This is a genomic window from Alginatibacterium sediminis (genome assembly GCF_003610775.1).
In the GTDB taxonomy this organism is placed as follows: domain Bacteria; phylum Pseudomonadota; class Gammaproteobacteria; order Enterobacterales; family Celerinatantimonadaceae; genus Alginatibacterium; species Alginatibacterium sediminis.
The window spans coordinates 651,104-665,225 of the sequence record NZ_RAQO01000004.1; the positions used below are offsets into that span (position 1 = coordinate 651,104).

At 41.3% G+C, this 14,122-nt stretch carries 12 protein-coding genes; 2 read left to right on the forward strand and 10 right to left on the reverse strand.

All coding sequences use genetic code 11. The annotated features are described in order from the left end of the window. Positions 1 to 671 precede the first annotated feature (671 nt). From DBZ36_RS06000 to DBZ36_RS06045, 10 genes are all read right to left on the reverse strand, one after another. Positions 672 to 2,225 carry an extracellular solute-binding protein gene (locus DBZ36_RS06000; RefSeq protein ID WP_120354007.1) on the reverse strand — a complete coding sequence of 518 codons (1,554 nt, stop codon included), beginning with the start codon at positions 2,223 to 2,225 and terminating at the stop codon, positions 672 to 674. 84 nt (positions 2,226 to 2,309) lie between these two features. Next, positions 2,310 to 3,194: a carbohydrate ABC transporter permease gene (locus DBZ36_RS06005; RefSeq protein ID WP_120354008.1), complete on the reverse strand. Its 885-nt coding sequence runs from the start codon at positions 3,192 to 3,194 to the stop codon at positions 2,310 to 2,312. Between the two features lie 10 nt (positions 3,195 to 3,204). Continuing rightward, positions 3,205 to 4,131: an ABC transporter permease gene (locus tag DBZ36_RS06010; RefSeq protein WP_120354009.1), complete on the reverse strand. Its 927-nt coding sequence runs from the start codon at positions 4,129 to 4,131 to the stop codon at positions 3,205 to 3,207. Between the two features lie 12 nt (positions 4,132 to 4,143). Next, positions 4,144 to 5,244: an ABC transporter ATP-binding protein gene (locus DBZ36_RS06015; RefSeq protein WP_120354010.1), complete on the reverse strand. Its 1,101-nt coding sequence runs from the start codon at positions 5,242 to 5,244 to the stop codon at positions 4,144 to 4,146. A 562-nt stretch (positions 5,245 to 5,806) separates the two neighbouring features. Further along, positions 5,807 to 6,292 (reverse strand): hypothetical protein, encoded by a 486-nt coding sequence (locus DBZ36_RS06020; protein ID WP_199711781.1) that lies wholly within the window; start codon positions 6,290 to 6,292, stop codon positions 5,807 to 5,809. A 68-nt stretch (positions 6,293 to 6,360) separates the two neighbouring features. Next, a complete protein-coding gene (gntH, locus tag DBZ36_RS06025; RefSeq protein WP_120354011.1) occupies positions 6,361 to 8,034 on the reverse strand; it encodes a guanitoxin biosynthesis MBL fold metallo-hydrolase GntH in 1,674 nt (557 codons plus the stop codon). A gap of 252 nt (positions 8,035 to 8,286) precedes the next feature. Beyond that, positions 8,287 to 9,090: a TonB family protein gene (locus DBZ36_RS06030; RefSeq protein ID WP_158589036.1), complete on the reverse strand. Its 804-nt coding sequence runs from the start codon at positions 9,088 to 9,090 to the stop codon at positions 8,287 to 8,289. Positions 9,091 to 9,119: 29 nt separating this feature from the next. Beyond that, the gene (locus DBZ36_RS06035; protein WP_120354013.1) at positions 9,120 to 9,536 is read right to left on the reverse strand and encodes an ExbD/TolR family protein; all 417 of its coding nucleotides are present in this window, start codon (positions 9,534 to 9,536) and stop codon (positions 9,120 to 9,122) included. A gap of 10 nt (positions 9,537 to 9,546) precedes the next feature. Next, complete coding sequence (locus DBZ36_RS06040; protein WP_120354014.1) at positions 9,547 to 10,077, reverse strand: MotA/TolQ/ExbB proton channel family protein; 531 nt, start codon at positions 10,075 to 10,077, stop codon at positions 9,547 to 9,549. 4 nt (positions 10,078 to 10,081) lie between these two features. Then, complete coding sequence (locus DBZ36_RS06045) at positions 10,082 to 11,941, reverse strand: DUF3450 family protein (protein WP_158589037.1); 1,860 nt, start codon at positions 11,939 to 11,941, stop codon at positions 10,082 to 10,084. Between the two features lie 397 nt (positions 11,942 to 12,338). Here DBZ36_RS06045 and DBZ36_RS06050 point away from each other — a divergent pair, with 397 nt between their 5' ends. Both DBZ36_RS06050 and DBZ36_RS06055 read left to right on the forward strand, forming a co-directional pair. Then, on the forward strand, positions 12,339 to 13,127 hold the full coding sequence (locus DBZ36_RS06050; protein WP_120354016.1) for a hypothetical protein: 789 nt from the start codon (positions 12,339 to 12,341) through the stop codon (positions 13,125 to 13,127). Positions 13,128 to 13,195: 68 nt separating this feature from the next. Beyond that, positions 13,196 to 14,092, forward strand: coding sequence for a LysR family transcriptional regulator (locus DBZ36_RS06055; protein WP_120354017.1), 897 nt, complete (start codon positions 13,196 to 13,198; stop codon positions 14,090 to 14,092). Positions 14,093 to 14,122 lie beyond the last annotated feature (30 nt).

Sequence of the window (14,122 nt, forward strand, 5' to 3'; positions counted from 1 at the left end):
ATTCGTCCTCATTGTAAGAATCTAGATTCGTCGATTAACAACAAATCGTGGTACTTGTTCCCCTTACTATCCATGCACGATCAGATGTAGCCTTGCATTAGTCGGCACTTTTTTTGGGGGGTCCGTCGTAATCAAGACAAATGCGTATATCTGTGTATAAACACAATGCAACAATTGCATGTTTTGTGTAGGCCCGTGCCAAAAGCTACCTAAGCGACGAACGACGCCCCACTATTAAGTGCAATGGTTTCTAGCTAAAGCTACCTAAATACTTTGTCCAAAAGCGCTTTGTTCAACTTTATACCAATCCCATTATATTTTTGGTCTTTTACTTGTTGTACTAAAACGCTTAGCTTTAGGAAGAAGTCGCGGTTATTAGCGGTCTAATGACAAGAGTTATGACGACAAGATTGGTGTTTTAGTCAAACAATAGTGATCAATAAATTACTGTGATTGGTATGACTTGCTTGATGATAGCGGTTTGTTTGAAATTACAAATAACATCCAAATCAGTATCATTAAAATATAATTAAGCGAGAGGAAGATGCTTATCAAAGATGCCGTCGTGCAGCAATGAACGCGGGTCTACTGATTTACCTAGAATGGTGTGGTGGTATTTGTAAATAAAAACATCGGCTAACACAAGCTAGCCGATGTTTTGAGCGTGGAGCTTACGATCCGTATTGGCGTTCGTAAGCAGATTCCATGACTTTCATAACTTTAGAATAACCTAAGCGCTCAAGTTGAGATTGGTATTTGTCCCAATCTTCATTGACATCGCTAGTACCCAAAATCCAAGCTTGTTGCATTTCTAACATATAAGTTTTGATTGAGGGCCAGTATTTGTCATAAACCTTTTTCTCGTCTTCAACAAAAGCAACACCCATGTAAGGTTCTAAGAGATAGTCCCCAGCTTCATATAGAGCAATCCCTTCCAGTGCGTGTTTGTTAGACCACTGACGTTCGTATTCGTAGTCTTGATAGAAACCACGTTGAACCTGAGCTCCAACTTGCCACATTTGAGTATTAATAGGCGTGCCTGCATTTAGTATTTCGGGCTTAAAGGTTGCCTTGCCATCAACTAAATCATAGTGAACGCCTTCAATACCAAAGTTAGACAGGTTACGACCTTCTTCAGTAAACCAGAAATCAAAATATTTTATAGTTTCAACGGGATGTTCGTTAGTGTACGAAATAGCCCAACCTTCAGGTTTTACTTTAGTACGTCTATTCGCTTCGACGCGCTTACCCGATATGCCTTCTGGCGGAATAAATGCTTTGAAGCTGAACTCTGGAATTTTTTCTGAAACAGAATCGTTATAACTTGAAGTTGATGCGAACCAATCATGGGTCATACCACCTAAATCGTTCGATAGTAAGTATTCGCGTGCTCGTGAACCTCGAGTAAAGACTTCTGGATCAATCAGTCCTTCTGCATACCATTTAGCTAGATTGCTGATACCAACTTTATAGCCTTCTTCAGAATAGCCATGGCGGATTTCGCCGTCTTGTACATAGAAATCATGATAGGTATCTGAACCACTGACACGTCCATCCCACAAGGTTACTAGACGGATTAGCTCTTCCCACTGGCGAGCAAAAAGTGGGATCTCATCTTTTTTGCCATTACCATTTGGATCGCCGTCACGAAACGCAACTAAGACATCGTGCAATTCGTCAATATTTTGAGGTGTTTCTTTTCCAACTGCTTTTAACCAATCTTGGCGAATAAAATAAGCTCGAGCAAACTTCCCATCTGGCACGTAAGGAATAAAGTAGAGATTACCGTCAGCAGCAGAAATTGCGTTCAAAATGTCTTTGTTAGCATCAAAGAATGCCTTTAAGTTAGGGGCATGTTCTTCAATAAGATCATTGAGCGGCAAAAATGCGCCCTGCGGTCCATATTGGTTCACATTTTCTTTAAGGCTTGAACCACCAACAATATCTGGCAAATCCCCAGATGCAATTAACAAATTAAAGGCTTCTTCACTTTTGTTAGTTGCCATGGAAGCCACGTTCTTTAAACTTACGTTGGTAAGTTCTTGAGCACGTTTTTCTACAGGCCAATCATCGTTGTATACATACTTCTTTGTATGTAGGTGAATGGTGAGTTCTAAAGGCTTGTCCGTAACCTTGTAATTCATATCTGCGGCACTTGCCGTTACTGGCAATGTCATAGACGCAGCAACCAATGCTGCCAACGTCGATATGGATAACTTTTGCATATTATTCTCCATTTATAGCAAAAAAACTTTAGGTAATAGGCCATAAAAATGGCCACAAAACACCGCTACAACTTAAATGCGGAACTACTCTTTCACTCCCCCTAACAGTATCCCTTTATTGAAATAACGTTGAATGAATGGATAGATAAACAGCACAGGTATGATTGAACACACCATAATTGCTGCGCTTACAGTTTCGAATGAATAAACAGACTCAATTAAGGTACTAGCAAATTCATCGTCATCAGAAAGTTGCGTAATCATCTGACGCAAAAATACTTGTAAAGGAATTTTTTGTTCATCTCGAAGCAATACCATGGCCCAGAAGAAACCGTTCCAGCGCGCAACGATACAAAACAGGGTTATAGTCGCTATAGCGGGTTTAGCTAGGGGGATGAAAACCTTCCACAAAACTTGGAACTCGTTCGCACCATCCATTCGAGCGGCTTCTTCTAACGAACTTGGTATCGCCTCAAAGAAGTTTCTAAGTAAAATGATGTTAAACGCGTTACAAGCAAAACCAATGATAATTCCGAAATAGCTATCCAGTAGTCCCAGATCACGCATGTTCAAGAAAAATGGAATCATTCCGGCGTTGAACCACATTGTAAATGCAACCACCAAATTCCAGAATCGGCGACCAATAAGCTGTGGACGCGACAAGGCATAAGCACCAGGAATAATAATAAGCAAACTAGTGATGGTGCCAAACAAGGTATATATAAATGTGTTCTTGTAACTGGTCCAAAACATCGGTTCAGAAAGAACGCGCTTATAAGCTTCGATGGTTACATCAACTGGCGTTAGTACAACCTGCCCTGAGGTGGCTGCATCTCCCGAGCTAAATGATAATGCGGCAATATAAATAAACGGATACAAGGTGCTAATGGTGAACAAGCCAACCAAAAACATGTTCATGTAAACGAATGCTTTATCGCCTCTAGAGTACAAATTCATATTCAGATTCATCTCGGTATCCTTACCACAACGAGGTGTTTGAAAGACGTTTGCTAATGGTGTTAGCAGACATTACGAGGATGAATGCAACCACGGCATTAAATAAGCCTGCAGCAGCGGCCAAGTCATACTGTCCCGCTTGAAGACCTTGACGATATATATAAGTACTAATGACATCAGCAGTATCGTACGTCGCAGGTTGATATAACAAAATGATAAGTTCGAACCCGACTTCAAGCAGATTACCAATACGTATAATGAGCATGATAATGATGGTTGGCAGTATGCAAGGTATTGTTATCTTCCACATCATTTGCCAGCGGGATGCGCCATCAACAACAGCTGACTCGTATAAGGCTGGGTTAACACCTGCCATTGCTGCTAAAAATACGATAGAGCTAAAGCCAGATTCTTGCCAAATTCCCGAGCCAATAAAAATAGGTCTGAACCATTCTGGTTTCACCAAGAAGTAAACAGGATCAAAGCCTAAACTTTGCAGCAACAGATTAACTACCCCCGAAGAAGGTGAAAACGCTGTAATGACAATACCGGCGATGATAACTGTCGATATAAAATGTGGTAAATAGACAATTGTTTGCGTGGTTTTCTTAAATTTTGGATTCAAAATTTCATTAAACATCAGCGCCAGCAGTATCGGGACAGGAAAACCGAATACTAAGCTCAAGCTGCTTATGATCACCGTATTCTTAATGGCTCGAATAAAATGGTCGTTTCCAAATAGCGTGGTGAAATGCTCGAACCCCACCCAAGGACTACCAACAATACCTTTAAAAACACTATAGTCTTTAAAAGCAATTTGTAATCCATACATCGGTTTGTAGAGAAAGACAATAAACCAAATTAAAGTTGGCGCAAGTAACACGTAAATTTGCCATTCGCGCTTTAAGTGCCGGCCCAACCAAGCCAGCTTTTCATTATAGCTCTGCATCGTTTAGGCCCTTTAGTTCATAGTCGGATGATTTAACGCTATGCCTGTTTCGGCATCAAAAACTGTCATACGACTTGGGTTAAAGTAGATCTCTTTTAGCGCATGTAAATGTTCTAAGCCATCAATGGTTTCAGCCTTAATAACAAAAACAGCATCGCCAACATGGGTGTGTAATAAGGCTTCAGAACCCAAAGTTTCAAGTAAATCTACTTCAATAGGTACGCCCTGAGTGCCTTCGAGAGGCACAATCGATACATATTCGGGTCTAACCCCAACTACAATTTCTTTTCCGACACGGTCTTCTAATTGTTGAGATTGCGGTAGGCTTACTAATCGATCGCCAATTTGGGCGCAATATCCATGCTCTGTTTTCACAAGCGTTGCGTTAACTTGGTTCATTGCGGGAGAACCCATAAAACTTGCGACAAAGGTGTTGATTGGATGGTTGAACACTTCCATTGGTGTACCCACTTGTTCGATATAACCATCGCGCATAATCACAATGCGATCAGCAAGCGTCATTGCTTCAACTTGGTCGTGGGTAACATAAATACTGGTAACGCCTAAACGTTTATGCAAACGCTTAATCTCGGCACGCATCTGGGTACGAAGTTTTGCGTCTAGGTTAGAAAGCGGTTCATCAAATAGAAAAACCTTCGGATGACGAACAATCGCTCTGCCCATAGCGACCCGTTGGCGCTGGCCGCCTGACAAATCCTTTGGCTGACGATCAAGATACTCTTCAAGCCCAAGTATTTTTGCAACTTCTGCGACGAGACGTTTAGTTTCTATTTCGGGAGTTTTTCGGATCCGTAGGCCAAACGCAATATTGTCGGCTACGTTTAAGTGAGGATACAAAGCGTAGTTTTGGAATACCATCGCCACATCACGATCTTTTGGAGCAACATTATTGATGAGGCGATCTCCAATCGTTACCTCACCAGCAGAGATCTCCTCTAATCCTGCCACCATTCTTAAGGTGGTTGATTTACCACACCCGGAAGGACCAACAAGCACAACAAACTCTTGTGACTTTACTTCTAAGTCAATTCCATGAACTACAGTCGTTTCGCCGTAGCTTTTAACAATACTTTTTAACGCGACACCAGACATACTTAAATTGCTCCCTATCCTTAGGACTTATATCTACGCATTTTGCGACTGCTGTCTAAGCCTTGAGTGAAAGGCATAGACGGATCGAATGCTGCAGCCTATGTTTGTAAACAGTACTTTATTTGCTTCCTCTTATATAAAGCTATTATACGACAAATAAAAAAGACAGCGACTAGCTCACAGTTTTATAAAACTCTTGTCAGTTATGTACAATAACTCCACATCGATCACAACAATTGCATTACCTGGCGATAACAACAAACTTTGATTGTTAAAGCAGCATTGGATCACAGCACTATCCTATGCTTACAAGGCTCAACAGCTTTCAGGTAATATTTCGGAAACTAAAACATTTACATCTGTGCCTGATAATTCAAACGACTAACGAGGTGAGTTGCGTGTGTAAGAAGTGTTTTCCGAATATTTCTACCGAATAATTTGCTTACGTCTGCTACTTACATTTGCTCGTTAATTGAACTAATGTATTACTTTAGAACAATGCTAAGACAACAAAGCAACATACCCTTTTATCGTCAATCACCTATTAGCTTATAAATTATTGTTACTGGACGCGTAGTAACCGTCCACGTTCTACATCCTGGGCAACAATCTCGGCACTCAATACTCCGTGACCATGGTCATGGCCATGGCCATCGAAGTGATGATGTCCTGATTCAAGTTGCTCATCATCTAAGTAGGTCTGTGTTAGTTCATTGCAGAAATCTTCATGCCATAAAACCCGCGCGCTTTCATCAGCCATAATCAATTCTGCTTTTGGACCAAGCTTGTCCATATAAAACATACCCAATTCCTCTCCAGCAACACCAGCATAGTTGACCAAATTTGAAAACGCAGGCTCTTGATCCTCGTTGCTTAGGTACCCATTTTTGTAACAAACTGTCAGTCCAATTATGTCGTTGCCAAGGGCTTCAAGTGCTGGATTGTAGTGGTTATGACTATGATTATGAGTTGCCCCATGACCACTAGCTATTGCCACACTAGGTGCACAAACAAACATTACAACCAAGGATAATTTATATAGATTCATGATTAACTCCAAATATGTTATCGAATAAACGAGGGCACTCACAAAGTGCCCTTAGTTTTTGCTTCTAATTAGTTAGATTCAGGATGAGTGGGAGACAATTCATGCTCTTCATAAAAATCATAATCGTTACCGTGTCCTTCGCTACGCTGAGTTGGACGTGTTACTGACTTACGCTCTAGACCATGATGCTCTCGTGCTTCGTCCATAAACACTTGTTTAGTGTTCATGCCTCGTTTCATTGAATCTGGCACATCTTCCGCTTTAATCACGACATCTCTATCGGTTGGCCATTCCGTCATCAATGTTGGGTGATAACCCTCGGGATAGTACAAAGCCGGATCGATTTCTAAATCTCGGATCGCTTGCTCTTGAATATCCGAACGCTGTTTCTTTGGAAGCGGAATTCTTAACTCTCCACCTGGTTGTAAATCAAACTGTGGAGCCCGAGCATTAGGGAAGTCAGGTAAAATGCCTTCGCGAACCCACGCATTGTCTTTAGTCATGTTAACTACAATGCCGTCAGGCGCACCAAAGTGGTAAGGTCCTTTCCAGTGTTCACGCACTTCTGCAACTGTTTCTTCGTTCAAGTAGGGGTCAAATGACATATGGGTAGTCATAAATAAACGTGGTTGGACTTCGTTTGCAACATAACCCGCCGCATACGCCGGTGTGTGGTGGGTGTCGACGGTATAACGAGCTAAGAAAGGCGGAACCCCTTGGATTATCGACGACACACCAAAGACTTCTGTTTGTAGTTCAGTAATAAATAAGTCAGCGCCTGCAGCGTACTTAAGGTCAAGTTCTGTTGGGCGACCATCGCCAGTCCAAACCATTGATAACACGCGGCCGTCTTCTTGAGTCCAGTTTAAGCGATAGCCTGAAGCCCCATCTTTTGCATGGCTTCGACGCCAGTGAATAACCTCAACGTTATCTTGGTCATAGATGACGCCGCCGTCATCTCTGAAATCGAATTCGTGAACAACGATATCGTTACCTGAGGGAAATACATCAAATGCATCTGTATGCCAATTAAGCATTTGTTGCATGCCTTCAACCATATGGCGTGTACCGTACTCTGGCGTAGCACCTGATGGTCCGTAAATATTCAAGGGTTTTTCCCAACGCCCGTTCCAACCACCGAATTGATATAAATATGGCAACGAACCATAGTGGTCAACATGTAAATGCGTTATAAAAATATGGTCGAGTTCGTTTAGTGCAACACCAGCTGCAACATAATTTGAAATTGAACCTTCTCCAAGGTCAAACACAAAATTTGAACCATTTCCAAGTTCAACATAAATAGATGTATTGACCTGGCCAGGTCGTATCATTGGTGACGTCCCCATGAAGGTAACGCGCATTTCATTAGGTTGTACGTCTTCAGTGCGTGGGTACCAATTTGCTCCGGAAACCATATGGTCGCCGTAAGGAGCTATACCGTCGAATAGCAAACCTTCTTTCCATGCACTACCTTCTGCTTCTCGCTGAGGATGGTTATTAACGCCCCCCATGAGAACATCCATTATTTCTTGATCAGTTGAGTAAAGTTTGCCTTTTGGCTGTGTGGCACGGTACTCCTCCATGGTGAAGCCTTCGTGGTACTCGTATTTGTTTAGATTTTCAATCTTACTTTCAACTTGCTTACTATTGTATTGCAGCATTGGGTCGTCGCTAGCAAATGCAGAACATGCAATAAAAATGGATGTTGTTAACGTGGATAGCTTGGCAAATTTTCTCATAAACTTTCTTACCTCATTTTCAAATTAGATAGTAAAGAAAATGGGTAACTCCCTGACTCACTTTCTATGCTAAGAATTATAAGAAGTAGTAGCTTAGGGAAGAATAGCCTTAGCTTGTGATGAGACCTCAATTTGATTTATGTATTATTAGTTTGAAGCACTTGGATGTTGGTTATTTCTTCAAATACAGCAAATTCGTAATATTTTTTAAAGTAATTGCTAACCATAGCTGAGGTGCGAAGGCACAAGTGTTTAACGTAATTTAAAAGCTAACCTGACTTGCTGGGCGGGAAAATTTTGAATACTACTACTGGATTTATATTTCCATTTGCTGACGGCTTCTACAGCTGCTTTATCAAAGATGTTTTTAGGGGATGAATCTAGTACTTGTATGTTTTGAGTTATTCCGTGATTGCTTACGTTAAACTCAAGCAAAACATAGCCTTCAATTTTTCTACGCCTTGCATTTCTAGGGTAACTAGGTTCAACCCGCGATACCGGAATTGCTTTAACTTGTGAGTTTTGAGTTGAGTTACTACGTGCCAGATTGCCTTTGAGATGAGTACTTGACTCATTTATACTTGCATTGTTACTCGTTTGATTCTTGTTGTTACTAGGCTTAGCTGTTGAATTAGCAGTAGAGCTTTCTTGGGGTTTTAATGCTTTATCTGTCTCTACAGTTGAATTACTACTGGGATTGATTAACGCAACGGCTACTGTGGCTGTAGTTTGCTGAGGCACATCACTTGTATTAGGACTGGGTGTATGACCAAGGGTCTCGCTATCCGCAGATTTGTTGATAATAGTAGCACTGTCTTCTTTAACTTGAACATCAGAAACCAAGGCTATAGCGTCGGATTTTGTTAATGGCTGAGTAACAACTTTTTCTTGCTTGGCATCTGACAGTGTTGCTTGCTTTATTGCGCTGCCTTGAACATCGTTCTTATGTATCGAAATCGTGTTGTAACTCACTGAATCTATTGTTTTTGTACTTGGATTAATATCTACCAATTTACTCATTAGTAGAAAAACTAATAAGCTTGCTATTAATGCCAAAGGACTAATCAACAAGAAACGAAGCATGACTAGTCTTGACCTTGAACCGTTTGAGTAGCAATAGCTATATGCTCAATACCGAGTCCTTTAGCGATGTCCATAACTTTAATAACGGTACCGGTTGCGCTGTTCTTATCCGCTTGCACTAACAAAGTAATCGCATCACCCTGACCAATCTCATTTGCAAGTATGCGATGTAAACTTGCGATATCAAACGATACTCCATCGATATATAAATCGTTACTAGCGTCTATCGCAACTATGAAATCCGTGTCTTGCTGTGCATTAGAATGACTCGCCTCCGGTCGCGATATATCAACCCCAGCTTCACGAACAAAGCTACTGGTTACTATAAAAAAAATGAGAAGAATAAAAACGATATCTAACATAGATGTTAGGTCAACCGTCGCTTCGTCACTGGCTTTTCGCTGACTACCTATGCGCACTTATTTCTCCTTATTTCAATGCCAACAAACGTTCTAAATGCAAGTGTTTACGAGACAATATAAAAGCCAACTGGGCAACAACGAAAAGAGCAACTAAGGCACTTACCATACCCGCCATTGTTGGTAGCGTAGCCAATGAAATACCTTCCGCCATCGCTTGAGTATTAGTATTGCCCTGCTCTTGCATCGTATCAAAGATTTGCATCATGCCACTGACAGTACCTAACAAGCCAAGCATTGGGAAAACTACTGTAATGAGTTTAAGTAAACCGATGTTACGCATTAAAGCATGCTGGGCCTGGGCCAAACTTGCCTCGCGTTGTTTTCGAGCAAACCAGGAGTTTCTATCGTCTCGAGAAAGCCAACTCGATACCAAATTTTTTTTTAATCTTGGGAAACTGAACACTACAAACCAACAGCGTTCGAAAACTAATAACCAAAACAGAAACATAAGGGCTAACAATACCCACAAGATTGGTCCACCAGCGCCTAAGAAGTGTTGCAGTTGCTCTCGGGTTTGCGCGAAGTATTGCAGCTGCATTGCGCTATACCAAGGTATCAACAGGACTAAGAGTAGACATCTCGGCGCGTTGAGCAACCAAACCAAGGCCCTGCTTGTCAATAATCATGCGAAGATGTTGTGCTTTAGTGTTAAGCAAACTATGCACAAATAGTAATCCAATTGCAGCAATTAAGCCCAAGACCGTTGTAACTAATGCCATCGAAATTCCACCTGCCATTAACTTGGGATCAGCGTTTCCGTGTTCTGTAATAACTTGAAAGGTCTCTATCATACCCGTCACTGTGCCTAGCAATCCCAACATGGGTGCTAAAGCAGCAAATAACTTAATTAACCCAAGACCGGACTCTAGACGATGCTGCTCTACAATAATAATTTCTAAGATGCGTAACTCTAAGGCTTCGACATTTAGTGTTTTGTCGCGTTGGTAGGCGTTTAATACACGCCCAAGCGGGTTATTAGAAGGTTTACTCGGTTGCTTTAATTGCCGGTTGATTTGATAACTAGCGACTCCAAGATAAATGGCTCGATAAATACCAACTAAAACACCAAGACAAAATAAAGCCAAAATCGTTTGGCCGATAAGGCCAGCATGTTGGAATTTTTGTATAAGTAATTCTCGTAAGTTCGATTTAGTCTCTGATGGGCTAAAATCCAAAGCAATACTTATAAATTCAGTAAAACCCAGCCCAAGTTTATCTAAATCTGGAGATGGTATTGCACGCTCATTAGCATAACTAAAAGCGATGGCCTGACGAGGGTCCCAGGACACTAAATTGCTACCATCACTAAGTCCAATATTACCGATTCTGTAAAACGACTGCTGCGTGAGTAAACCGCCAACATCGCTATGGCGTAATTGGTGTTGGCTTATTGCTGCCGAAAGCTGTAATTCCTGCACAAGGATTTCGTATAAGATTTCAAAGTCGTTACTGCTTGGGGTGCTATTTTGAGTTGCAAATCGATTAAGAAACTCAGTACTGTTCGAACTACGTATATTACTTAGCTCGGGATTGTTATCTGATATTAGTGCATTAGCAGTGTAATTAAAGGCCGAAAATGCACTTTGCAAGTCAATAGCCTCAGCATTAAACAGATTTTGTTGTTGGCTTAGACCTTGTTTTTGGCTTTCCAATTTTAGTTCTAATTGAGCTATTGATAGTGATTCTTCTAGTGGTGTTTTAGTCGTGATAGTTTGTGCGTTTGCCTTAGCAGCAACAGCTTTGAAGTCCATCGCGATTAGGGAAATGGGCAGTTCAAACGTTAAGTGTGTAAGCTTATCACTAGCAGCACTATAGGCTTGCTTTAGTTGAGAATGATGCTCACTTTGCAGCCCAATCCAAGCCCCCTGTTTAATATCCCATGTCCAATACACCTGTTTATCTAAGCTTCTTGCGATGAGGACTGCCCGCCCTAACATTAAGATTTCGACTACGCGTTGTTTATCTTCAATTTGATGGGATTCACTATACACCATTAGCCGACTACCATAGTCTATCTCTATCACCAATGCTTCGAGCAAACTACGGTTTTTTTGTGCATTAGAAACGTTAGGTAGACGCATCATTTGGCTCAGTTTCTCCAAACGCTGACGACGCTCTGGCAACAAAAAGGGTTTATCTATAATCAACCACCGTTCTAGAAACTCGAGGATCTGGTGGTTAATAAGTAATAATGCGTCGCGGGTAACAGGTAATGACTTACGCTGCTGGTCTATCGTTTGTAATTGCTTTTCTAAGGTAGCGCTGAAGTCTAACAACTGAGCGCGTTCAAGGGTTTGTGTTTTTGCGTGTTGTGATTCAATGTTCTGTTCTGAATCCTTGGCTGTCGCGCCAAAACACATAAGAAATGCGACCGCAAGCATTAAAAAGTGTTGAATACTCACTCGATACATCTTCGCTACCTAAAATTGTGAATCCAAGCAATTGCCTAGTATACCTGTGTTAAACCCAGTACTAATTATCTCATGTTTGCACAGCAGTGAGTCAGCCTTATTATGAGCTACTAACAGCACTTAACGCTCAACTTTATTGACAGATTTAGCTCAAGCATTTCGCGCGTATTAAAACAGGCCTTAAATTTTCTTCATTGCTTGCGCCATTTGAACCGTTGCTAGACTAGCGACTGTGGCTCAGATTGCAAGATTGAAGTGTCAGGTAACACCAAATGTTGTTAATTTAATTGGCTGCATCTATCGATTGTTTGTACATCTCAATGATAAACTCTAGATTGACTACTTTGATGTCCAAATCCATCTATTCGTTAAAAATACAGGCTTGCGATTGTTAGTTGATATTGACCAATTTTACCGGCAACTTAGAGCCGTACATGCGAATGACTATCACCTTTGTTTTTACTGCGGGTGCATTGCATGCCAAAAGGACTATGCTCCACCACGCGACCATCTACATAGCTATCTTTCTCGTAGCCTATCAGCTGACTTTCTTATTGTGCCAGCCTGTAAAGAGTGTTCTGTTTTTCTAAAAGGATCTCAATTACCTTTAGTCGAACAACGTCGGCAACTGGTGCAAAACAAGCTCAAACAAAAATATAAACAAGCTATACATGTGTATTTAAGTTGGAGTGAAGACGAAGTTTCCGAGATGGAAGGCAACTTACTGTTAAGCATCTCAGCTGGCGTTAAGCTGGGCGAGGAGAGCTTTATTCGTAGCTCGTATATAGGCTACGACTTTGAGCTCGATGGGCAACGAAACTCAAAAAGCCATTTTGTAAGCCCTGTTGTTAGTGTTTTTGGGCAACAATTTAATGACTTAAAAACAGCAATAACGGCTTGTAGCCAACGTTATGATATTTATGCTGCTCAATTGAGCGAAGACCTAGCTAAACACGACAATAATTTAGAAGCCGTAATTTTAGATATTCAAGATCAACAACAACAGAAAGCCTACAGACGCGAGCTTAACTCTCAATGTCTTCGGTTTGCAAAGCAACACAAATTGTCACGGATGCAAGTTGTAAACGCTGTAGAACGCTATATTGATAAAAACGCTGACTTAACCATTCCTCAAGCCTTGCAGCAGTATTATGAGCAAAGAGTCCAGTATTATTGAGCCAACATTATCTAGGTTCATGTATAATTAATACCTCGCTCACTTATAGATTTTGATAACGGACCGTTATGTCTACGATGCTCAATCCGGTATGGCTAAGAACTTTCGTAAGCTTGGTCGAAACCAAGCATTTCACGAAAACCGCGTCAGTGTTGCATATGACACAACCGGGTGTTACGCAGCATCTACAACGTTTAGAGGCAGCATGTGGAGGCTCGCTCATCGTTCGCTCCGGAAAAAGCTTTGAGATCAATGAGCATGGCGCTATCGTTTATCAATATGCTTGCCAGTTATTCGACAATGAGCAAGAGCTTCATCAAAAACTAAGCGTAGATGACCCTTATTCGGGTGAAATAAGCTTTGCTTGCTCTGGTTCAATCGCGCAAGTTCTCTACCCTCATTTTATTAACTTAATGCGAGCTTACCCAAATCTAAGCATCATAAACGAAGCGGCACCAAATCAAGTCATTTTGCAGTCAATTCAAGATAAGAAAATTCAATTAGGTGTCGTCACTCAACTCAGTGAAAACCTTGCTTACGAAGTATCGGCGCTGGGTTGCCAACAGCTAGTGTTAGTTATTCCAAGGTCATATGCGACTCACAAGATAGACTTAAAGCTCTTACAGCAACTTGGTTCAATCGAGCATCCTGATTTTTATAACTACCTAGACTTGTATTGCGCCGCAAGTGCTTTGCCTTGGGTCAACGAACTGCAGCATGCGAGCCTTACAAAACAAAGCTACGTTAATCAGATCCAACAAATCCTATTACCATTGAGTATGGGCTTAGGATTTACAGTTATACCTCGGCATACGGTCGATGTTTTTGAACAAAAAGACAAGTTGCATATCGTTGAAGATAGCAATGTCGTACAGCAGGAACTTTTCCTGGTACATAAACGATTACACGCCTTGCCTAGTCGTTACCAACAGATTATCGATCTGTGCAAGCAACAGCTTTTTTGACCTAATGGGCCAATATAGGAACATATTCAA

Excerpts from the sequence above, each read along its gene's own strand:
- DBZ36_RS06000 (WP_120354007.1), bottom strand. The coding sequence starts at position 2,225 with ATGCAAAAGTTATCCATATCGACGTTGGCAGCATTGGTTGCTGCGTCT.
- DBZ36_RS06015 (WP_120354010.1), bottom strand. The coding sequence starts at position 5,244 with ATGTCTGGTGTCGCGTTAAAAAGTATTGTTAAAAGCTACGGCGAAACG.
- DBZ36_RS06010 (WP_120354009.1), bottom strand. The coding sequence starts at position 4,131 with ATGCAGAGCTATAATGAAAAGCTGGCTTGGTTGGGCCGGCACTTAAAG.
- DBZ36_RS06005 (WP_120354008.1), bottom strand. The coding sequence starts at position 3,194 with ATGAATCTGAATATGAATTTGTACTCTAGAGGCGATAAAGCATTCGTT.
- DBZ36_RS06040 (WP_120354014.1), bottom strand. The coding sequence starts at position 10,077 with ATGCAGCTGCAATACTTCGCGCAAACCCGAGAGCAACTGCAACACTTC.
- gntH (WP_120354011.1), bottom strand. The coding sequence starts at position 8,034 with ATGAGAAAATTTGCCAAGCTATCCACGTTAACAACATCCATTTTTATT.
- DBZ36_RS06055 (WP_120354017.1), top strand. The coding sequence starts at position 13,196 with ATGTCTACGATGCTCAATCCGGTATGGCTAAGAACTTTCGTAAGCTTG.
- DBZ36_RS06020 (WP_199711781.1), bottom strand. The coding sequence starts at position 6,292 with ATGAATCTATATAAATTATCCTTGGTTGTAATGTTTGTTTGTGCACCT.